At 46.7% G+C, this 21,701-nt stretch carries 19 protein-coding genes; 12 read left to right on the top strand and 7 right to left on the bottom strand.

Annotation, left to right across the window (positions count from 1 at the left end; genetic code table 11):
* Position 1 precedes the first annotated feature (1 nt).
* Complete coding sequence (locus UNH61_RS29225; RefSeq protein ID WP_326995552.1) at positions 2–274, top strand: hypothetical protein; 273 nt, start codon at positions 2–4, stop codon at positions 272–274.
* Here the strand turns inward: UNH61_RS29225 and UNH61_RS29220 are convergent, their stop codons facing one another.
* Together UNH61_RS29220 and UNH61_RS29215 are read right to left on the bottom strand one after the other, a co-directional pair.
* Positions 275–823 carry a CAP domain-containing protein gene (locus UNH61_RS29220; protein ID WP_326995551.1) on the bottom strand — a complete coding sequence of 183 codons (549 nt, stop codon included), beginning with the start codon at positions 821–823 and terminating at the stop codon, positions 275–277.
* 495 nt (positions 824–1,318) lie between these two features.
* On the bottom strand, positions 1,319–1,756 hold the full coding sequence (locus UNH61_RS29215) for a DUF4440 domain-containing protein (protein ID WP_326995550.1): 438 nt from the start codon (positions 1,754–1,756) through the stop codon (positions 1,319–1,321).
* A 118-nt stretch (positions 1,757–1,874) separates the two neighbouring features.
* On the opposite strand from UNH61_RS29215, the gene UNH61_RS29210 reads away from it, so the two are divergent.
* The 4 genes from UNH61_RS29210 (at position 1,875) to rmuC (ending at position 6,591) form a co-directional block, all read left to right on the top strand.
* Positions 1,875–3,065: a DegT/DnrJ/EryC1/StrS family aminotransferase gene (locus UNH61_RS29210; RefSeq protein WP_326995549.1), complete on the top strand. Its 1,191-nt coding sequence runs from the start codon at positions 1,875–1,877 to the stop codon at positions 3,063–3,065.
* 57 nt (positions 3,066–3,122) lie between these two features.
* Complete coding sequence (gene kdsB / locus UNH61_RS29205; RefSeq protein ID WP_326995548.1) at positions 3,123–3,848, top strand: 3-deoxy-manno-octulosonate cytidylyltransferase; 726 nt, start codon at positions 3,123–3,125, stop codon at positions 3,846–3,848.
* Positions 3,849–3,868: 20 nt separating this feature from the next.
* A complete protein-coding gene (locus UNH61_RS29200) occupies positions 3,869–4,945 on the top strand; it encodes an iron-containing alcohol dehydrogenase family protein (RefSeq protein ID WP_326995547.1) in 1,077 nt (358 codons plus the stop codon).
* Between the two features lie 170 nt (positions 4,946–5,115).
* Positions 5,116–6,591 carry a DNA recombination protein RmuC gene (gene rmuC, locus UNH61_RS29195; protein ID WP_326995546.1) on the top strand — a complete coding sequence of 492 codons (1,476 nt, stop codon included), beginning with the start codon at positions 5,116–5,118 and terminating at the stop codon, positions 6,589–6,591.
* 10 nt (positions 6,592–6,601) lie between these two features.
* Here the strand turns inward: rmuC and UNH61_RS29190 are convergent, their stop codons facing one another.
* Positions 6,602–7,789, bottom strand: coding sequence for an MFS transporter (locus UNH61_RS29190; protein WP_326995545.1), 1,188 nt, complete (start codon positions 7,787–7,789; stop codon positions 6,602–6,604).
* 174 nt (positions 7,790–7,963) lie between these two features.
* On the opposite strand from UNH61_RS29190, the gene UNH61_RS29185 reads away from it, so the two are divergent.
* The 3 genes from UNH61_RS29185 to UNH61_RS29175 all read left to right on the top strand — a co-directional run bounded on the left by UNH61_RS29185 (position 7,964) and on the right by UNH61_RS29175 (position 9,857).
* On the top strand, positions 7,964–8,434 hold the full coding sequence (locus UNH61_RS29185) for a DNA starvation/stationary phase protection protein (protein WP_326995544.1): 471 nt from the start codon (positions 7,964–7,966) through the stop codon (positions 8,432–8,434).
* A gap of 113 nt (positions 8,435–8,547) precedes the next feature.
* Positions 8,548–9,297 (top strand): NYN domain-containing protein, encoded by a 750-nt coding sequence (locus UNH61_RS29180; protein ID WP_326995543.1) that lies wholly within the window; start codon positions 8,548–8,550, stop codon positions 9,295–9,297.
* A 17-nt stretch (positions 9,298–9,314) separates the two neighbouring features.
* A complete protein-coding gene (locus tag UNH61_RS29175; RefSeq protein ID WP_326995542.1) occupies positions 9,315–9,857 on the top strand; it encodes an O-acetyl-ADP-ribose deacetylase in 543 nt (180 codons plus the stop codon).
* Between the two features lie 292 nt (positions 9,858–10,149).
* Here UNH61_RS29175 and UNH61_RS29170 read toward each other — a convergent pair whose 3' ends face one another.
* The 3 genes from UNH61_RS29170 to UNH61_RS29160 all read right to left on the bottom strand — a co-directional run bounded on the left by UNH61_RS29170 (position 10,150) and on the right by UNH61_RS29160 (position 13,595).
* A complete protein-coding gene (locus UNH61_RS29170) occupies positions 10,150–12,123 on the bottom strand; it encodes a thiamine pyrophosphate-dependent enzyme (protein ID WP_326995540.1) in 1,974 nt (657 codons plus the stop codon).
* Between the two features lie 35 nt (positions 12,124–12,158).
* Entirely contained in the window at positions 12,159–12,509 is a 351-nt protein-coding gene (locus UNH61_RS29165; RefSeq protein WP_326995539.1) for a phage holin family protein, read from the bottom strand.
* A gap of 150 nt (positions 12,510–12,659) precedes the next feature.
* Positions 12,660–13,595 carry a TIM barrel protein gene (locus UNH61_RS29160; RefSeq protein WP_326995538.1) on the bottom strand — a complete coding sequence of 312 codons (936 nt, stop codon included), beginning with the start codon at positions 13,593–13,595 and terminating at the stop codon, positions 12,660–12,662.
* Positions 13,596–13,770: 175 nt separating this feature from the next.
* Between UNH61_RS29160 and UNH61_RS29155 the strand changes: the two genes are divergently transcribed.
* The 3 genes from UNH61_RS29155 to UNH61_RS29145 all read left to right on the top strand — a co-directional run bounded on the left by UNH61_RS29155 (position 13,771) and on the right by UNH61_RS29145 (position 17,509).
* Complete coding sequence (locus UNH61_RS29155) at positions 13,771–14,736, top strand: SUMF1/EgtB/PvdO family nonheme iron enzyme (RefSeq protein WP_326995537.1); 966 nt, start codon at positions 13,771–13,773, stop codon at positions 14,734–14,736.
* A gap of 41 nt (positions 14,737–14,777) precedes the next feature.
* Positions 14,778–16,109, top strand: coding sequence for a Gfo/Idh/MocA family oxidoreductase (locus UNH61_RS29150; protein WP_326995536.1), 1,332 nt, complete (start codon positions 14,778–14,780; stop codon positions 16,107–16,109).
* Positions 16,110–16,213: 104 nt separating this feature from the next.
* A complete protein-coding gene (locus UNH61_RS29145) occupies positions 16,214–17,509 on the top strand; it encodes a D-alanyl-D-alanine carboxypeptidase (protein ID WP_326995535.1) in 1,296 nt (431 codons plus the stop codon).
* Between the two features lie 7 nt (positions 17,510–17,516).
* Here the strand turns inward: UNH61_RS29145 and UNH61_RS29140 are convergent, their stop codons facing one another.
* Positions 17,517–18,173, bottom strand: a complete 657-nt coding sequence (locus UNH61_RS29140) for a hypothetical protein (protein ID WP_326995534.1) — start codon at positions 18,171–18,173, stop codon at positions 17,517–17,519.
* 454 nt (positions 18,174–18,627) lie between these two features.
* On the opposite strand from UNH61_RS29140, the gene UNH61_RS29135 reads away from it, so the two are divergent.
* A complete protein-coding gene (locus UNH61_RS29135) occupies positions 18,628–21,696 on the top strand; it encodes a TonB-dependent receptor (RefSeq protein ID WP_326995533.1) in 3,069 nt (1,022 codons plus the stop codon).
* Positions 21,697–21,701: the final 5 nt, after the last annotated feature.

The raw sequence follows: 21,701 nt of genomic DNA, 5'->3' as shown, positions 1-21,701 counted from the left end.
TATGGAAGAAGAACCGGAACAGCTCCCCGAAAAGGACCCGAACCAGCTTGATTACGATCTGTTTCATTTCCTGGTAAAGATCATGCGTACCATCTTCATTGGTCTTTTCTGGATGTTGAGTAACGTATTCCTGGGTCTTTACCTGGGATTTGCAGTGCCGGAGGAATCTACCCCGGGCCGGATGATCTTCTTTTATGCCTGGTTTGTTATCACGCTGGGGGCCTTCCTGTATTATGTGTGGAAGGCTTGGCGCAAGAAGATGGATGCTCCCTGATCAGTTCCGGGAAGCGGGTCTGCTGCCGAGTTCCATCGTCCAGTTATTATCATATTTTCCTACACCAAATTCTGCAAACCTGGGATCCATCATATTATGACAGTGCTTTGGACTGCTGAGCCAGCCCAATATTACGGCCTGTTCATCCATGTTGCCGGCAGCGATATTTTCTCCATAAAAACTCCAATGATATCCTACTGCATCCAGTCGGGCGCCAGGAGTGGTGCCATCGGGACTGTTGTGATCAAAATAATTGCGCAGCGTCATGTCTTTGCTGTGCCCGTAGGCTGCTTTTTCAAGTAATCCGTTCCACGTAACGGCAGGAACAGGAGGCATTTGGTCGGTACCACATTTGCAACCGCGGGTCCGCAGCCCGTTTACCAGCTGTAACAGGGAAGTCCGGTCCACTTTGTTTTCCGGAACGATGGTACTATCGGGGACCTTCGCTGTTTCCGGTGCTTTTACAGCAACATCGGTTGTTTTGGAGCAACTGCAATAAATAAACAGGGCCAGCAAAGCGGTGGCCATACGCATAAATTTCCCGGGCATAACCAGTGATAAATGAATAATAAACAGATAGATACAGGGGCTCTAAACAGGACCGATTAAAATTAAAATGGGGATTTCGGAAGGATGGTGATTAAAATTACTCGTGGTTGATCAAGGGTTATGGGTTAAAATCACTTATGGCTGCGAATATAAACGGGAAATATGAGAAATTATTCACAGTTTTTGTAAATCTAATGTTAATGATAGCCGCTATATGATTAACATTTTTTAACAGGGATTCTTTTCCACTGTGAATCAGTGATTTGTGGAAAGTGCGCCCCGCCCGGGGTTCCTTTTAATGGCTAAAAGCCTGATTTCACGGGATGGAATAGTGTTTGAGATTCTTCTCATGTAGCGACTTCAAAAAAGTCAAAACATTTCGGCATCTGCCGTAATCCGACGGAAACCCTGACATACTTCTTAATCTAAAGAAGTGTAAGCTTCTTTAATGTTGTGGTGTATAGCGGCCATCCTAGTCCTGGGATGGTTTTTTTATCAGCTGCTGTGATCAGCAATGATCTTCCATTCCCCTTTGATTTTCCGTAGTATCACACTAAAATGGCCCTGAAGATCCCCGATGCTGCGTGCCAGGTGCCAGTGGCCGACGAGCAGGTATACATCAGCAGCCAGGCGTTTGAATTCCAGTAATTTGAAATCAAGTTTTCCCATGGCGGTGGTATCGGGATAGGCTTTCCTGTAGCGGTCGAGTGTTGCCTGCCATCCGGATGTCACCCCGTTTTTACTGATGAACAGGAGGGAATCGGAATGCCAGTAGGTTTGCATAAAGGCATCCAGGTCGCCCTTATTCCAGGCATTGGTCTGGGCCGTCATCAGAGCGGTAATTTTCTGCTGATCGCCCTGCTGGGCAATTGAGGTGAGGGGCGACATAGCGCCAAGTGTACCCAACAGGGTAAGAAACAGTATAAAACGCATGTTGAATTTTTAGCAAAAGATAAACAGTTTTTCCTATGTAACGCAACAACGATTATAGTAACTTTGCTGCACCATTTTAAAACAAGTCATTCAAATTATATCTTAAAATCAACAGTTTATGCCCGGATTTGAACTATTTGGAGCCGAGGAAAGAAAAGAGGTGAACGATGTACTGGAAACAGGGATTATGATGCGCTACGGATTTGATGGTCCGCGTAAAGGCATCTGGAAAGCAAAAGAGCTTGAACAGGCAATTTGCGATAAACTGAATGTAAAGTATACCCAACTGGCATCCAGTGGAACAGCAGCGCTGACAACGGCGATGGCGGCTCTGGGCCTGGGAGCAGGGGATGAGATTATCATGCCTGTCTTTACATTCGTAGCCAGCTTTGAGTCTGTTTTTTCTGTAGGAGCAACGCCTGTACTGGTGGATGTTGATGATACCCTTACCCTCGACCCTAAAGCAGTTGAAGCGGCTATTACCCCGCGTACAAAGGCTGTAATGCCGGTGCATATGTGCGGAGCGATGGCTGATCTGGATGCATTACAGGCGATCTGTAAAAAGCATAACCTCTATCTGCTGGAAGACGCCTGTCAGTCGTTCGGCGCCAGTTACAAAGGCAAGGCCCTGGGCACCATCGGAGACGCAGGTACCTTCTCCTTCGATTTTGTAAAAACCGTGACCTGCGCAGAAGGCGGTGCGGTGATCACCAATAACAAAGACATCTATACTAAATGTGACGGCTATACGGATCATGGGCATGATCATCTGGGAGTTGACCGCGGAGCGGATCTGCATCCGTTTATCGGGTACAATTACCGGATTTCCGAGCTGCATGCTGCAGTAGGGCTGGCGCAGGTACGTAAACTGGATAACTTCCTGGATATACAGCGTCGCACCAAGAAAATATTTAAAGAAGCCCTGGCAACAGTGCCGGGCGTAACATTCCGCCGTTTGCCGGATGAAGCCGGCGACAGCGCAACCTTCCTGTCGTTTTTCCTGCCCGATCTGGCAACTACGGAGAAAGCAGCAGCAGCCATGAAAGCAGCTGGTTTGGTGGCGTTCCACTACTATAATAACAACTGGCACTACATCCGTCAGTGGCATCACTTTAAACAGGGAGCGGTGCTGACTCCGTTTGCAGCAGGACTGAAACAAGCCATGGAAGTTTACAAAACGAAGGAGTTCCCTGCATCAGACGCTATTATCGGTCGTAACATTTCCACCCCAATCAACCTGGGCTGGAGTGAAGCAGAAATCCGTGAGAGAGCAGAAAAGCTGGTGAATGCTGTAAAAAGTGCTTTTTAAAGTACCGGGAGAGCACTGGCTTGCAGCCGGTGTTCTCCGGGAAGAAAATATTACTACATGAAGAAAATAGCGTTGATACCTGCCCGTTATGGAGCCACACGTTTTCCCGGGAAAATGATGGCGAAACTGGGTAATAAAACCGTGATCCTTCGCACCTATGAATCGACTGTAAAAACTGGTGTTTTCGATGAAGTAATGGTGGTAACAGACAGCGAAACCATCTACAACGAGATCGTTGGCAACGGCGGAAAAGCGGTGATGAGCAAAAAAGAGCATGAATGTGGTACCGATCGTATAGCCGAGGCCGTAGTTGATATGGATATGGATATAGTGGTGAATGTACAGGGAGATGAGCCATTTACACAGAAAGAACCACTGGAAAAACTGCTGAAAGTATTTGAAGGAGAAGAAGGGAAAAAGGTGCAGGTGGCTTCGCTGATGCAGGAATTGAAAGACCCTGCTTCTATAGAAGATCCTAATTACGTAAAAGTAGCGGTCGATAAAAATTTCAACGCATTATTCTTTTCCCGCTCCGTAATTCCTTATCCGCGCAACAAAGACATTAAGTCCATTTACTACGAACATATCGGTATCTATGCGTTTCGCAAACAGACGCTGCTTGATTTTACCCGGATGGAAGTAACACCACTGGAAGCAGCAGAAAAAATCGAATGCCTGCGGTATCTTGAGAATGGCATCTCCATGAAAATGGTGGTAACTTCTTATATGGGCGTGGAAATAGATACGCCGGAAGATTTGGAAAAAGCGGCAAAACTTTTATAACACCTAACTAATACGGATATATGAAATTCAGGAATTTTAAAATGGTGGACTACGTGGTTTACGGCAGCGGATGTTTTGATCAGCTGGGCGAAATACTGGCCCCCCAACGTGTTGGCGATGCACCCATGATATTTTTCGTGGATCAGTATTTCCAGGATAAGAAAGAATTTTTGTCCCGTATACCCCTGCAGGGCAAAGATAAAATTGTGGTGATTGATGTAACAGATGAGCCGAAGACCAAATACGTTGATCAGATCCGGGATGAGCTCAAAGCGGAGTTCGGAACCGTATCGGGGATCATTGGCATTGGTGGCGGATCAGTGATGGATATGGCCAAAGCGGTGGCGTTGATGATGACTAATCCGGGATCTTCTGCAGATTACCAGGGATGGGATCTCGTAAAAGTAGCGGGTGTTTATAAGGTAGGTATTCCTACTATTTCAGGAACAGGAGCGGAAGTGAGCCGTACCTGTGTGTTGACCGGGCCTACCCGCAAGCTGGGTATGAATTCGGATTTCACGCCTTTTGATCAGATTGTACTGGATCCTTCACTGACGAAAACAGTAGAAGTGAACCAGCGGTTTTATACAGCCATGGATTGCTTTATCCATTGTGTGGAGTCGTTACAGGGCACTTACCTGAATGCTTTCAGCCAATCGTACGGCGAGAAGGCACAGGAGTTGTGTGAAGAGATTTTCCTGGAGAAAGCGCAATGGGACGATGATTCAGACGAGAAGCTGATGATGGCGTCCTATGCAGGAGGCATGAGCATCGCTTATTCCCAGGTGGGAGTGGCACATGCGGTGAGCTACGGTTTGGCTTACCTGCTGGGCACCAAACATGGTATCGGCAATTGTATCGTGTTTGATAAACTGGAAGAGTTTTACCCCGATGGAGTGGCGAAATTCAAGCAGATGGTGAAGAAACACAACATTGTTATTCCACAGGGAATTACCAAAGGACTGACAGATGAGCAGTTTGATATCATGATCAATGTTTCCCTGGGCATGGCGCCTTTATGGGAGAACGCGCTGGGTAAGGACTGGCAGCAGATCATGACCCGTGAACGGCTGCGTAAGCTTTACGAGCGCCTTTAACAGCAAACGAAGTAAGGATCAGCGGAAACAGGTGGAATAATTGGCCATTTGTTTCCGCTGATTTTTTATTTTTTGGGAGACAGATAATGCAACAGTATCTGCCACTCTACGCACAACGCAAATCCAATGCGTAGTGAAACACGAATATTGTTCACGTATACAGGATTATCATGCTGATACTTTTAATCATTTTGGGAATGCTGGCACTCGTGCTGGGATACCTGCTTTACATGGCAAAGCAGCAACAGCAGGAGGCTACAAAGTCACATGCACAGCAGCTTAATGATGCGCAGGCTGCTTATGCGGTGTTACAGGAAAAATACAATTTGCTGGAGGCTAAGCAGGATTATCTGCAAAGTGTGCTGGACGACAGAGCGATGGCCCTGAGGGAGAAGCAGCAGCAGCTGGAGCGACTGAATGAAGAATTTTCTTCGTTAATGTCGGAGCAGGGGCGGCTCATGGAGCAGAACAAATACCTGCAGCAGCAGCTGTTGGGAGAGAAGGAGCGCTTACAACAGGTACAGCAGGAGTTCAGGATACAATTTGAGAATATAGCCCAGCAGCTGCTACAGCGGATCTCCGGTACATTTATGGAACAGAATAAAGTGAAGCTGGATGACCTGTTGAAACCATTGTCGGAGAAGATAGATAATTTCCGGAGCAGCGTGCAGCAATCACTGGTTGCTGAAACAACCCAGCGTACAGAGTTAAAGAACGAATTACAGCGGCTGTTGCTGCTGAATCAGACGCTTTCCAAGGAAGCCAATAACCTCACCAATGCACTGAAGGCGGATACCAAGAAACAGGGTAATTGGGGGGAAATGATCCTGGAAAGGGTGCTGGAGGCTTCCGGCTTAGAGAAAGGCGTGCATTATTTTACCCAGGATGCGCAGAGGGATGAAACCGGGCAGCTCAGGAAACCGGATCTTGTATTACACCTGCCGGAAAACAGGCAATTAGTGATCGATTCCAAAGTATCCCTGAAAGCATATGAACAATACTGCAGTGCAGCTGATGAGGACGAAAAGCGGTATGCCCTGAAAATGCACCTGCAGTCTGTAAAGAACCATGTGAGTGAACTGAGTGCGAAGGCTTATCACACGCTGTATAAAAATACCACCGACTTTGTGATGCTGTTTATTCCGATAGAGCCGGCGTATGCACTGGCTATTATGCAGCAGGAAGAAGACCTGTACGACTTCGCTTTCCGCAAGCGTATCATACTGGTAAGCGTACCCTCGCTGCTGGCTACGTTGAGGGTTATTGAGAATATGTGGCGGTTGGATAAACAAAATAAGAATGCGGAAGAAATTGTACGGCAGGGGAGTGCATTGTACGATAAGTTCGTGGGGTTTGCAGAAGATATGGGACTGGTGGGAGAACATCTGAAGCGCAGCCAGAATGCGTATGATGGCGCCATGAATAAGCTCACTAACGGAAATGGTAACCTGGTTGGACGTGCTGAGAGAATGCGCAAACTGGGACTGGACAATAAAAAAACACTGTCGAAAGATCTTATTGCTGATCAGCAGCCTGAAGATGATCAAATCACGGTGCTTCGTCCGGGTGCAGCAACAACACTTCCGGATGCAGCCGAAGATGCTGCGGCTGCAATACCGCAGGATACGCCTCCAGACGCCGAGTAAACGTCAACGGCTACCTGCAAACCACTGGCGAAGTTTCCCGTGGTTTATAAATGAAGCTGAGATACAGTGTTGCCATCAATGTGATGGTGGCAAAAATGTAGAATGTTAGTGGGAGGTTGGAGGACTGATTGTTATAGATAAAAGCAGAAAAGTAGGCACCCAATCCTATCCCTGCTTCCATCGCTATATACATACTGGCCAACGCACGCCCGCGATGAGCCGGATGCCCGAGGTCTACAGTCCATGCAGTTACTGCAGGAGCATTCAGGCCAACAGAAATGCCATATACCACAGCCGATGCCAGTAGCAGGGTACTATTGCCGGAAAGTGCCATCATCAGCATGGATCCGGCCATTAATATAGCGGAGATCTTCAGAACAGGCACACGGCCATATCTGTCAGATACCTTCCCCGCCAATAACCTGATGCCAATGGAGCTGGCGGTGAAGAACGTAAAGAATAACCCTTTATTGGAAATACCCAGGAAGGCGCTGAAATCCGGGATAACTGTGAGAACGGCGCCATAACTGAAATAGGTAAGAAATGTAATGATCACGGGCGACCAAACCAATGGTTCGAAGATCTCATTTCCGGAAATCTTCAACAGCGAGAAGCGAAACGGTTGCTTATTGGTAAGCGTTTCTTTCATTCCAATCAATATCACCACCGATAACAATGCAAATACAGCAGAGAGCTGGAACATGACATTGATATTCCATTTTACCGCCACATAACCACCGATAGCCGGTCCCATCGCCATACCTATGGTACTGAAAAGCCCAACCATCCCCATTGCTTCACCCCGCCGTGTTACCGGCACCAGATCTGAGATATAGGCAGATGTACCAGTAGGCTTGAATCCGGTGGAAAAGCCATGGAAGAACCGCAGTAACAAAAAGGCGCCTACCGAACTGACCAAAGGATAAATGAGGCTGCAGATCACACATATCAGAGAACCGAAAATCATCACCGGCACACGGCCAATGGTATCCGTAAGTTTTCCGCTAAACGGACGGGATAATCCGGCCATTAGCGTAAATAATCCTATGATATATCCCTTATAGTCCGCCCCACCCATCTTACTGAGATAAGCAGGCAATTCGGGGATCATCATATTGAAACTGGCCGAAAAAAGGGCATTGCTGAGGCAGAGTAGTATGAAGTGAAGATTATAAATCTTTCCAGACGACGGTTCCATACTCAAAAGTACTAACTATGGTACAATTTTAGCAACATTAATGGCACTTCAAAAAAAACAAAACAAAATACGTGGATGACATGTTTATATTAACCGGCTGTTAAATCATGATAATCATCATGGTTATCTGGTGCCGGAAGTAGTAAATTTATGTAAACCAAAAAATTCAATGATATGAAAGTAAACATTGGTGTTTCAGCTGAAAACACGAAACAGATAGCATTAGAATTGAATAAGGTATTGGCCGACGAGTTACTGATCTACGCAAAAACCCGTAATGCACACTGGAATATCGAGGGTGGCAACTTTATGGAACTTCATAAGTTCTATGAAAATCAATATGAAGAGCTGGAAGAATATGGTGATGAAGTGGCAGAATATATACGTTCTATCGGGCATTACGCAGAAGGCCGTTATGCAGATGTGCTGAAACTGACCAATCTGTTGGAATCAGAATATTCCAATGACCAAAAGAAACAATTACAGGAGCTGTTAGACGACCATGAGACGATCATCCGTAACTTACGCAGACTGATAGATGAGTTTGATGACAAGTACAAAGACAAAGGCGCTGCTGATTTTGCTACCCAGATGATGCAGAAGCACCTCAAGTTAGCCTGGATGATCCGCTCTTATCTTAAATAAAAAGCGGGCAATATAAAACAACGTGTTGGTAACAGAGGGAAACTGTGACCAACACGTTTTTAATTTCAGCTATATTTGTTTGTACACCCATCCTCATCCTAAAAACTGGAAAAATGGATAATACAAGAAGTGATCTCCGCCTGGCCGTATTGATAGATGCAGATAATATTCCCTATCATAACATAAAAGCCATGCTGGAAGAAGTGGCGAAATATGGCAGCCCTACTTTTAAAAGGATTTATGGCGACTGGACCAAACCCACCGTTGCAGGCTGGAAAGGCGTGCTGCTGGAAAATGCGATTACCCCAATTCAGCAGTATAGTTATACCTCCGGAAAAAATGCCACAGATTCCGCCATGATCATCGATGCAATGGACATCCTCTACACAGGCCGTGTAGATGGATTTTGCCTGGTATCGAGCGATAGTGATTTTACCCGCCTCGCGACCCGGCTGAGAGAGGCAGGGATGATCGTGTATGGTATGGGTGAACAGAAAACACCCACTGCCTTCAGGGCTGCATGCGACAAGTTCATCTACCTGGAAATATTGCAGGTAAGCGAAAAGAAGGAAAATGTAGATAAAGCCAAATCGCCCAAAGAAAAGCGAAACAGTATCAGTAAGGCCGATAAGCAACTGATCGCCCTGTTATCCGCCAGTATTAACGATATCGCTGATGAAGATGGCTGGGCTTATTTGGGAGAATTGGGGAATTTGTTATTGAAAAAGCAGCCGGACTTCGATTCCCGTAACTATGGCTTCAATAAGTTGCTGCAGCTGCTGAAGAGCTTTCCCAACTTCGAGATAGATATCCGCGAAAGCGGTAAGAAAACAGGGAAGCTGGTATATGTAAGAACCGTGTAATAATTGCATTATCTATAATGGCATATAAGAAGATCAGGGTCATCAAAGGAGATATCACAAAAGTACAGGCAGACGCTATTGTAAACGCGGCGAATACCTCCCTGCTGGGAGGCGGAGGCGTAGATGGCGCCATTCACAGGGCGGGCGGGCCAGATATATTGGCCGATTGCCGGGCTATTGTGGCGAGGCAGGGAGGTTGCAAAACAGGGGAGGCTGTGATCACTTCCGCAGGCCGGTTACCGGCAAAACATGTTATTCATACAGTAGGGCCTGTGTGGAACGGCGGAAAGCGTGGTGAAACAACATTGCTGACCAATTGCTACAAACATTCACTGGAGCTGGCATCCCGGCATCATCTGAAAACAATTGCGTTTCCCAATATCAGCACCGGCATCTACCATTTCCCCAGGGAACTGGCTGCCAGCATTGCCATGGATACTATTGTAAAATATCTGGAAGCGCATGAAGACATCGAGGAAGTGATACTGGTTTGTTTCGATGATGAAAATCTGCGATATGCGGAGCAGTATTATAACCAGTATATCCGCCCGGAAGAATGAACAACAAGCTGTATAATAAATTAAGAAAGGCTTCCGTGGAGGAAGCCTTTCTTATTATAGTGCGATGTGAAAAAACGAATTGATTAGAGCTTTGCGTATTTCGCCCACGCATAAATGAACATAATAGCAAAAACTACAATGGCAATAGGAGCCAGAACGTGACCAATACTGTCGCCAACTTTATAAAAGTTAGTGGTGTGTACTACCGATAAAAGGTTCATTGTATAATGATTTTATATTATTCCGGGTGCAAATTAAAACATTCGGGGCATATTCCCAATCAAACCAGGTGTTACCAGCTGGTTAATTGCTGTATAGACTTATCCAGCCTCGATTTTGCGAGAAAATTTTTTTCCAGTGGAGTGGCAAAAGGAATGGGAGTATCAAGACTGCCGCAGCGGACAACCGGAGCGTCCAGCAGATGGAAGCAATGTTCAGCAATCCAGGCGCTGATTTCTGCCCCGAAACCACCCGTGAGGGTATCTTCATGGAGGATCAATACTTTGCCTGTAGTGGCCGTAAAATCTCTGATGGCCGGATAATCGAGCGGAAGGAGCGTGCGGAGGTCCAGTATACCTATGGAGAATTCCGGATGAAGATGACTGTATTCCAGTGCCCAATGAACGCCGCTTCCCCAGGTGATGATACCAACATCATTACCAGGCTGTACAATGGCCGCTTTCCCGATCTCGGTAGTGTAATAGTTATCCGGCACAAATCCGCTGACGCTGCGATAGAGCGCTTTATGTTCGAAGTATATGACGGGGTTCGGATCCGCTATGGCTGCAGTAAGCAGCCCTTTGGCATCTTCCGGGTTGGAAGGATATACGACCTTGAGGCCGGGTACATGGGTAAACCAGGCTTCATTGCTCTGTGAATGGAAAGGGCCGGCGCCAACGCCGCCGCCAGCAGGCATCCTGATGACAACATCCGCATTTTGCCCCCAGCGGTAGTGGATTTTAGCAAGATTATTCACAATCTGGTTGAAGCCGCAGGTAACAAAGTCTGCGAATTGCATTTCCACCATACTCTTAAATCCTTCCAGGCTCAGACCCAATGCAGTGCCAATAATAGCGCTTTCACACAGTGGAGTATTCCGTACTCGTTGTTTGCCAAAGAGAGCGGTAAACCCTTCCGTGATCTTAAATGCACCACCATATTCTGCGATGTCCTGACCCATAAGAATCAGCTCTGGATGTTCTTCCATAGCCTGTTTCAGCCCCTCGCTAATAGCATTGATAAATCTTTTTTCTGAAGAGCCGCCGGTAGCTATTACCGGAATAGGAGCCGGAGCGTATACATCTCCGATCTCTGTATTATTATCAACAGAAAATGGTTGTTCCGCCAATCCCTGGTTTACCTCATTTTCTATCTGGTGTTTCAGCTCCTCACGGATAGCGCTGATGTCCGCATCTGTTAAAATGCCGGAAGCCGTGAGAAAATTTTCAAATGAAAGGACAGGATCTTTTTTGCCCCATTCTTCAAGCAGCGAGGGGGGAACGTATTTCACACCACTGGCTTCCTCATGGCCCCGCATGCGGAAGGTCATGGCTTCTATCAAAACAGGTTTTTGTTGTTTGATGGCATAGGAGCGGGCAGTGGTTACGGTATGGTAAACTTCCAGGAGATTATTTCCATCTATTTTCACCCCTTCTATTCCATATCCTACAGCTTTATCTACCAGGCTTTCGCAGCGGTACTGCTCACTGACCGGTGTGCTTAGCCCGTAGCCATTGTTTTCGATAAGAAAGATAACCGGCAAGTCCCATACAGCCGCTACATTCAGCGCCTCATGAAATTCCCCTTCACTGGTACCGCCTTCGCCGATGAAAGCAAGTGTTGCTTTGTTTTCATTTCTGAGCTGGTATGCGAGCGCCACGCCATCTGCCACGGAGAGTTGTGGCCCGAGGTGAGAAATCATACCGCAGATGTGATGTTGCCGGCTGCCGAAATGGAAGGAGCGCTCACGGCCTTTACTGTAGCCATCTTCACTTCCCTGCCACTGCCGGAATAATTTACCAAGCGGCATTTCCCTCGTCGTAAACACGCCCAGGTTACGGTGCAGTGGCATTATCCATTCGTCGGGTGCCATTGCCAGCGCAGCGCCCACTGCGATTGCTTCCTGGCCTATGCCGGAAAACCATTTGCTGATTTTTCCCTGTCGCAGCAGCAACAGCATTTTTTCTTCGATGAGCCTCGGATATAGCAGCGTTTTATAAAACCACAACAACTGCTCGTTGCTCAGATCTGACCTGTCAAAATACATGAAACTGCTTTTTAAGCAGGCAGTTACAGTAAGGGTTAATCCTGGTTGCCGCCTGCCAGATTTATCATGATACTGTTAATAACGGTCATCACAATGCTGAATAACAGCGCCCACCAGAAACCATCCACTTTGAAGCCTGGTACCAGTTTCGCTGCCAGCAGAATGATCAGGGCATTGATAACAAAAAGAAAAAGCCCAAGCGTAATAATTGTTACCGGGAAAGTAAGTATGATCAGCAAGGGTTTTACGAGTGCATTCAGTACTGCCAGCACCAATGCAAGGATCAGTGCGGTCACAAAGCTATCTACTTTTACTGCGGGTTTTAGCAGGTAAGCGGTTAACATCGCAGCTAATGCACTAACCAGTATACGGATCAGAAATCCCATGATGAAAGTTTTTACACCAGTTAAGTTAAGAAAAAGTCATTAGCTTTTAGCAGTTAGCCTTTAGTAAAGCGGAGACCACAATGGATATCATCTGAATAATACCCGCTGTGGTCTCCGCTTTACTAAAGGCTAACTGCTAAAAGCTAACACCTAGAACCGGTCTGCCTCCCGGTAGGCTTTGATCAGGGCTGCTTCGCCATCCTTGCCTTGTCCGGCCATACCGTGCTCCATACCGAGAATGCCTTTATAGCCTTTCTCATGCAGGTGTTTAAAAATATTCTTATAGTTGATCTCGCCGGTGCCTGGTTCTTTTCTGCCCGGATTATCGCCAATCTGGAAATAGGCAATTTCATCCCAGCACCAGTCGATCACAGGTATCAGGTTGCCCGTATTGCGTTGCATATGGAAGATATCATAGAGAATCTTGCAGGAAGGGCTGTTTACTGCTTTACACACATCGAAGCTTTGTTCGGCTGTACGGAGGAACAGGTCGGGGTTATCGCTGAGAGGTTCCAGCACCATAACAAGGCCGTGGGGTTCGAAAATTTCTGCACCCCTGCGCAATGCATCTACTACATTGGCTGTTTGGATACCCATTGGCAGATTACGTTCAAAATAGCCAGGAACTACAGTTGCCCATTTGGCATTGCATCGCTTTGCTACTTCTACGCTGTCTTTACAGGTTTTAATGAAAGCATCTTTGAACTCCTGTTTGCCGGTAGTCAGCGAAGTTTTCCAGTTGTTTCCGGTATCTACAACGAACACGCCCATTTGCATACCGAGTTTATTCAGCAGCTCGCCAATCTTGGATTGTTCAGCTGGCTGGCGTCCTAACATTCCATTATCTTCAATCGCGCGGAAACCCTGGTCGTGCATATATTTTATCTGATCCAGGAAGTTACTGCCACCGCTGTTTTTAAACATACCATCATGTGGGGCATAATTCATGTTAAACGGCTTGGGTTTGCCCATTTCGCTATCGGCGACATGGTCAGTTGCAGCCTGGGCTGCGTGGCTGATTCCGCCGAGTGCCATTGCCGAAATGCTGGCCAGGGCACCGTTTTGAAGGAATTTTCTTCTTTCCATAAGGTTTGATTGATTCTACAATAGACTGGTATTAAATTAATAGCTTTACAAAGGAAATACTAATTTTTTACAAAAATTTTCAATTCATCAGCCATTTTCGCGCATTCATCAAAAAATATTGTATTCCAGATTAGTTTTTTTTAGATTCACCACCTTATATTTTCAATTACGTTAGATGACTAAACAGTATGTAACCATCCTGCTGAGCGGATTGTTCAGCCAGGTGGCGATAGCACAATCAACACAAACATTCGAAGCCTATTCTCAGCAAATCCCCGGAACTGATGTCAGCTTCAGGATGGTACCTATTAAGGGAGGAAGTTTCAAATTGGGAAGCCCCGACGGTGAAAAGGGGAGAAACAAAGACGAAGGCCCCGCTAGGAAAATAGAGCTCTCCGATTTCTGGATGGGTGCTACCGAGGTAACATTTGACGAATATGATGTATTTGCCGACGCAGAAAAAGATAAAACACCCGTGCCGGATGGTACCACCCGCCCCAGCCCCCCCTACATTGACCTTACCCTGGGAATGGGCAAGGCCGGCGGTTTTCCGGCTAACAGTATGAGCCAGTATGCCGCTATGAAATACTGTCAGTGGCTGTATTTTAAAACAGGCATATTCTATCGCCTGCCTACTGCAGCAGAATGGGAGTATGCCTGCCGTGCCGGATCAACTACGGCTTATCCTTTTGGAGAAGATGGTGCTCAGTTGAAAGACTATGCCTGGTTTTCAGGGAACAGCAGCCAGAAATACCATAAGGTGGGCCAGCTGAAGCCCAATGCCTGGGGCCTGTACGATATGCTTGGCAACGTGGAAGAGTGGACCCTGGACCAATACGATGAAAAAGGCATCGCCAATGCCACTGAAAAAGATCCGCAGGCTATTGCCGGCACAAAGGTTTCCGGCTTGCTGAAAGGAGGAAGTTTTCAGGATGATGCACAGCTGCTGAGAAGCGCTGCACGCATTAAATCTGATCCTATCTGGAACCGTCGCGATCCGCAGATCCCGAAAAGTGTTTGGTGGAATGCCGATGCTCCGTTTGTGGGCTTCCGGATAGTACGTCCGGCGAAGCAGCCAGGCAAGGAAGAAGCCGAAAAGTTCTATAATGAAATGATCGCTAAATATAAAGGCGCACGCTAATTCAGACCCAGTTCCTAAAATCTAAAAAATCTTACTCATTTATGGAAAACGAAAAAAAATTCCACGGCGAAGGGCGCCGCGAGTTCGTAAAGCAGACTACCCTGCTTGCGGGCGGCTTGCTGGCGATGCCTATACTTTCTAAAGCAAATTATTTCTCGGGAGCTTCCGATGTAATAAAAATTGCACTGATCGGCTGCGGTGGCCGTGGTACCGGTGCAGCAACCCAGGCGCTGAGCACAAAGCAAAACGTGCGCCTCATAGCGATGGCCGATACGTTCCCCGACAGACTGAAAGACAGCTACGACAATATTAAAGAGGCACTGGGCAGCGCTGCCGACAGAGTGGCTGTTCCGGAAGAACACAAATTCATTGGATTCGATGCTTACAAGCAGGCTATACAACTGGCTGATGTAGTGATCCTCGCTACACCTCCGGGATTCCGTCCTATTCATTTCGAAGAAGCGATCAGACAGGGCAAACATGTTTTCATGGAAAAACCCGTTGCCACTGATCCCGCTGGGATTAAAAGAGTGCTGGATGCCGCCGCCGTTGCGAAAAGCAAGAAACTGAATGTGGTGGTAGGCTTACAGCGCCGTTACCAGAACTCTTACCGTGAGCTCTACAAACGCTTCCAGGATGGTATGATCGGTGATATGCTGTCGGCACAGGTTTGGTGGAACCAGGGTGCATTATGGGTGAAGCCGCGCAAACCTGAGTATACCGAAATGGAATACCAGATGCGTAACTGGTATTATTTCAACTGGCTTTGCGGCGATCATATCGTAGAACAGCATATCCACAATATTGATGTCGGTAACTGGTTCATGGGAGCAACCCCTGTAACCTCCTATGGCATTGGTGGCCGTGCAGTACGTACCGGTAAAGAATTCGGTGAAATATTCGATCACCACTTCGTAGAGTACAGATATGCTAACGGTGTGGTAATGAACAGTCAGTGCCGTCACTGGAAAGATGCGCCCAGCAAAGTAGATGAGGAGATTGTGGGTACTAAGGGCCGTATTTACTGTGATAAAGCACAGATCGTGGATCACAAAGGCAAGGTACTTTACCAGTTCGATAAGAAGAAAGAGAACAATCCTTACCAGACAGAGCACGACGAATTGTTTGCAGCTATTGCCAAAGGAGAGTACAAATTTGCAGATGCAGAAAGAGGAGCACAAGCCACGCTTTCCGCTATCATCGGCCGACTGGCCACCTACTCCGGTCAGGTGATCAACTGGGATGTAGCGCTGAATTCCGGTCTCGATATCCATCCTAAAACATATTCATTTGATGCACAACCACCGGTTATGCCGGATGCATCTGGCAACTATGCTTATGCCAAACCAGGTATCACTAAATACTTTAGCTGATAAATAAGCTGCTCACACTTACTGACAGGGATTTGAGGAAAGAGGCCGACAGGCGTCTTCCACAAATCCCTGTTTTCGTACGGCACAATTCGTAATTTTCATCTATGAAAAAATTATTGGCTGCACTAATTACGTTGCTGGTATCACTGCCCGTTGCCGGGCAGGTACCCGCCATTAAAAAATGGTCAGAAACGGAATTTTTGCACAAATCGCCGCTGGAGCACGCTCACGTGGGTATTTGTATCTATGAACCTGCCACGGGAAAGTACTGGTATCAATACCAGGATGATAAATTCTTTACGCCGGCCTCCAACACAAAGATCTTTTCCCTGTATGCCGGGCTGAAGCTACTCGGCGATTCTCTTCCCGGCGCCAGGTACTTTGAAAACGATACAGCTCTATTTGTAAAGGGAACCGGAGATCCTTCCTTCCTGCATCCGGATTACTCCTGGCAACCGCTTTTGCAATTGCTGCTGCAAACTTCAAAGAAGATCTATCTCGTGCAGGGCGTGAACGAGAATCAGCGTTACGGTCCGGGCTGGGCCTGGGGCGATTATGCGGACGATTACCAGTCAGAGCTGGGAGAGTGGCCTATGTATGGAAATGTGGTTCGTATCCGCCATCATGCGGATTCCAATATCATTATTCCATCTTCCTATAATCTGAATATATTGAAAGACGACACCCTTAGCGAGAACATCGCCAGCAGGGAGGAACGCAGTAACCTCTTCCTGTTGAAATACAATCCCCGTAACAAAGGCGTTTTTACCGCAGCAGTTCCTTTTATCACCGGATCTGTGCCGGATCTCCGGCAGCGCCTGGAAGATACCCTGCATAAACAGATAGGCGTGGCCGTTATACCTCCTCCCGGCAGCCGGTTCAGGGTGCTGAGCAGTATTCCTGCCGATTCCCTGTTTCAGCCGATGATGGAACGCAGCGATAACTTTTTTGCAGAACAAACACTGATGATGGCATCTTCCAGCATGTGGGACACCGTTAGCAGTAAACGGACCATTGCCTGGCTACTGGATCATGATCTGAAAACCCTGCCACATCCGCCCCAATGGGAGGATGGCTCCGGGCTCTCGCGCTACAACCTCTTCACTCCGCGCGATTTCGTGAAAGTACTCACCCTTATGCAGCAGGAGTTTCCGCAGGATCGGCTGTGGCGGATCTTTCCAACGGGAGGGAGAGGAACACTGAGAAATTACTACCAGCAACAATTTGTGCATGCAAAAACAGGAACATTGAACGGGGTAGTAGCGTTGAGTGGGTACCTGATTACGAGGAAACAAAAGAAGTTAGTATTTAGTGTATTGATAAATAACCATCATGAATCAGCATCTGCCATAAGAAGAGCCGTGGAGAAAATGCTTACAATGGTGTGGAAGGAATACTAACAGCCCGTTATGGTTTCAGGGTGTAAGACACAAGAAGTGTGGTATCCCGTTGCTGGTCGGCCTCAATCAGGCCAACACCCCTGCCGTAATAACTGGTGGAAATAGTACCCACGGGAATCGCATTGCCCAGTACAATCGCATAGGCATCCATTCTGACAGCGATTACAGAAGCATAGTTTTTCCCATTCACCACCTTGGTGATTCCTTTTTGCAAAAGGGTAAATTCCAGTATGCCGGAAGTATTGGTGCCCCCATTGTTGACGGTGATGGTATCGCGCCAGGTAGTGCCCGCCGGAACATTGTCTTTCAGATAGGTCAATTTCAGATCATCTGCTTTATAACCCTGAAATGTCAGAATACTGGCCACCTGGGTGTATATTCCTGTTTTACAGTTGGAACAGGTAAATACACTGTCATTGCCTACAATTTTGTAAACATTCCCATTAATGGTGGTATCTCCCGAAACAGTGAAATCGTATTTAATAGTGTCTTTGGAGCTATTTATATTGATGAAGGAAAAAACAGAACCATTAGTGTATGGGGCGTACTCACAGTTCCCCGACGGGGGAGAGTTTCCATCTCCTTCGTTACTCATTTCCTTACTGCAGGAAAAAAGCAGCACGGCGATGGACAGGATAGCTGTGAAAAAGAAACCTTTTTTCATAGAACCATCAGGTTGATATTCCTATAACGCTGAATAATATAAAATTATGCAAAAAAGGGATAGAATAACTGAACTAACGAACGGACCTTTTCATAAATTTTTTTTTAAGATCCGTTATTTTAAAATAAATGTATTTAAAACAATTATATTTCGAAAATAATTAAAGGTTTTCTGAATATCTTACGCAGACATGAATACCCATTTAGTCGTTTTGAAAAACTGAATCGTCGATAAATTTTAATGATTTAAAAAATTCGCTTGTTACCATGAATTCCCGTTAGTGAACGTGAAGACCTAAACTTACACCACGCGATTAGCCCGTCATCATATCCGCGGTATAGTTGTCGCACGACGCTATAAGAACCAAAATTTTGAACGCATATTCATCACACGCTAAATCACAGGAGAACCAAAATTTGAATTAATATTTATCACACTCTAAATCACTTGTAGCATGCATCCACGTTATGCAAAGGCATTGCTATTGCTATGCCTGTTTGCAACCAACAGTCGCGCAACGACTGCGCGCGAACCCTTGCCCGGTATCTGGCAGCAGGGAAATCTCACCATCAGAGGTAAAGTGAAAGACGTCAACGGGAACCCCCTGCCCGGGGTGACGGTATTGGTGAAGGACACCAAAAAAGGCGCCACTACCGATGAAAAAGGTAATTATGTGATCAATGATGTAAAGAAAGACGCGGTGCTCGTATTTCAGTACATCGGTTTTGATCAGCTGGAAGTTAGGGTAGAAGGGAAGAGCAGTATTAATACTGTGATGAAGGAGAACCAAAAAACCCTCGATGAGTATGTTGTAGTAGGTTACGGTACGCAGAAGAAAGTCACCAAAACAGGTGCTGTTTCTTCTGTGAAAGGTGCTGAGCTGCAGCAATCGCCCAACGTGAATATCTCCAACTCACTCGTGGGGCGCATTCCGGGGATCATTGCAGTGAACAACAGCGGCGAACCCGGTTACGATGGTTCCCGCATTTTTATCCGTGGCCGAAGTACGCTGGGAAACAGTAATCCGCTTGTTGTAATCGACGGTTTCCCCCGCGATGGTTTTGAGCGGATGAATCCTAACGACATTGAAAGCGTTTCCATCCTGAAAGACGCGGCAGCGGCCATCTATGGTTCGCGTGCAGCCAATGGCGTTATATTGGTGACCACCAAACGGGGTAAGGGCGGAAAGCCCACGCTGAGCTATGGTTTCAACCAGTCATTTGTAACACCAACCAGGTTGCCAAAAATGGCGGATGCGCCTACCTATGCAAGGGTCGTAAATGAAATCCTGAAATATGGAGGCGATGTACCCCGGTACACTGAAGACCAGATCAAGAAATTCGGCGATGGGTCAGATCCCTGGCTGTATCCGAATACCAACTGGTACGATGCTGCTATTAAGAAAATCTCTCTGCAGAACCGGCACGACCTGTCGCTGAGCGGTGGAACAGAGAAGATGAGTTATTATGTATCTCTCGGATCACTCTTCCAGGACGGTATTTACAAACACAGTGCAACCAATTACAAACAACAGAACGTAAGAGCCAACCTGGACGCGGTGGTAAATGATTATATCCGCCTGCGCTTCGACCTCGCCGGCCGGCTGGAAAACAGAAGCTTCCCTCCGCGTAGTGCAGGCTCCATTTTCAGATCCCTGATGCGTGGACGACCTACTGAAAATGCTATCTGGCCAAATGGGCTGCCAGGGCCTGATATCGAATACGGTGATAACCCCGTTGTTACGGGAACAAATGCAATCGGTTACACTAATGATAAGAACTATGTGATCAACACCAATATGGCTGCAGTAGTGAATATCCCATGGGTGCAGGGGTTGTTTGTAGATGGAAGTTTTGCGTATGATCAGAACTTTGATTTCAATAAATCCTTTATTAAACCATGGACGCTTTACACTCTTGCAGATGTAAATGATCCTACTCACAAGCTGAACGCGGGTTCCAGGGGAGCAAGCGCTCCTCAGCTTACAGAATCATTTGGTACACTGCGCCAGATAACGGTGAATGCTAAGTTGAACTACGTTCGCTCTTTCGGCAAGCATAACCTCAGCACGTTTATCGCTTTTGAACAGGCAACGTTGAGGAATGATAATTTTTCAGCCAACAGGAAATACTTCATCAGCGACAAACTTGATCAGCTAAGCCTGGGCGGAGATAAGGAGAAAAGCAATGAGGGCGCAGCATTCGAATATGCCCGCCGTAATTATTTCGGTCGTATTTCTTATAATTATAAAGAGACATACCTGTTCGATTTCAATATGCGCTACGATGGTTCGCAGAATTTCCCCAAAGGGCGACGGATGGGGCTTTTCCCGGGAGCATCCGCCGGATGGGTATTGTCAAACGAAAATTTCTGGAAGAAGAACATCCGTACGTTGGATTACTTCAAGATCAGGGCTGCATACGGGCAAATGGGTAACGACCTGATAGATCCGTTCCAGTATCTGAGTACCTACGGCTTCAGTAGCGGTGGTGTGATGTTTGGCGGCGACCTGAATAAAGGTATTTACCAGTTACGTTCTCCTAATGCCGGCATCACCTGGGAAGTGGCCAACAACTACGACGTAGGTCTGGAAGCAAAAATCCTTGGTGATAAACTGGCCTTTGAAGGCGACTATTTTTATACCCGTCGTTCCAATATCCTTGTCAGCCGCAGCTTATCCATGCCGGGTTATACAGGAATGACCCTGCCACAGGAGAATATCGGCCGTGTGGAAAACAAAGGTTTTGAAATGGTATTGAGCCATAAAAACGATATCCGGAAATTCCATTATGAAATAATAGGAACCGTTACCCACGCTAAAAACAAGATACTGTTCTGGGATGAAACACCTAATGTACCTGTCTGGCAACAGTCGACCGGCAAACAGATCGGCGCTCCGCTGTATTACGAGGCAATAGGCATCTATAAAACTCAGGATGAAGTAGACAAAAGCGCTCATATAGGAGGCGCCAGGGCCGGAGATGTCATTTTCAAAGATCAAAATGGAGATGGCGTAATCGATGATCTCGATCGTATCCGGATAGACCGTACAGAAAATCCAACCTGGATCTTTGGTCTTACCCTGACTGCCAAATTCAAAAACTTCGATTTCACCATGCTGTGGCAGGGAGCTACCGGCGCCAGTCAGTACCTGCGTACAGAATCGGGCCTGATAGGCAACTTCCCGATGGCCTTCGTACAAGACCGCTGGACAGAACAAAACACCAATGCCTCCTGGCCAAGAGCGTACGACCGTGACCGTGAGTACTGGGTGAATCGGCAAAATACTTTCTGGTTCTGGAATACCAACTATGCACGCCTGAAAACACTGGACATCGGGTATAACATTCCTTCTGCAGTTTGCAAACGTATCGGACTTCAGAATCTGAGGGTATATGTGAGTGGCCAGAATCTGCTGACTATCGACAAGGTGAAAATATTTGATCCGGAAGCGCCTGCCGGAAGTGGACAATATTATCCGCAAACGAAGATTTACAATGTGGGATTAAACGTAACCTTTTAATTGAC

This window comes from Chitinophaga sp. 180180018-3 (assembly GCF_037893185.1).
In the GTDB taxonomy this organism is placed as follows: domain Bacteria; phylum Bacteroidota; class Bacteroidia; order Chitinophagales; family Chitinophagaceae; genus Chitinophaga.
Note: the sequence above shows the minus strand (reverse complement) of the source record. Positions and strands in the feature narration are given on the sequence as shown.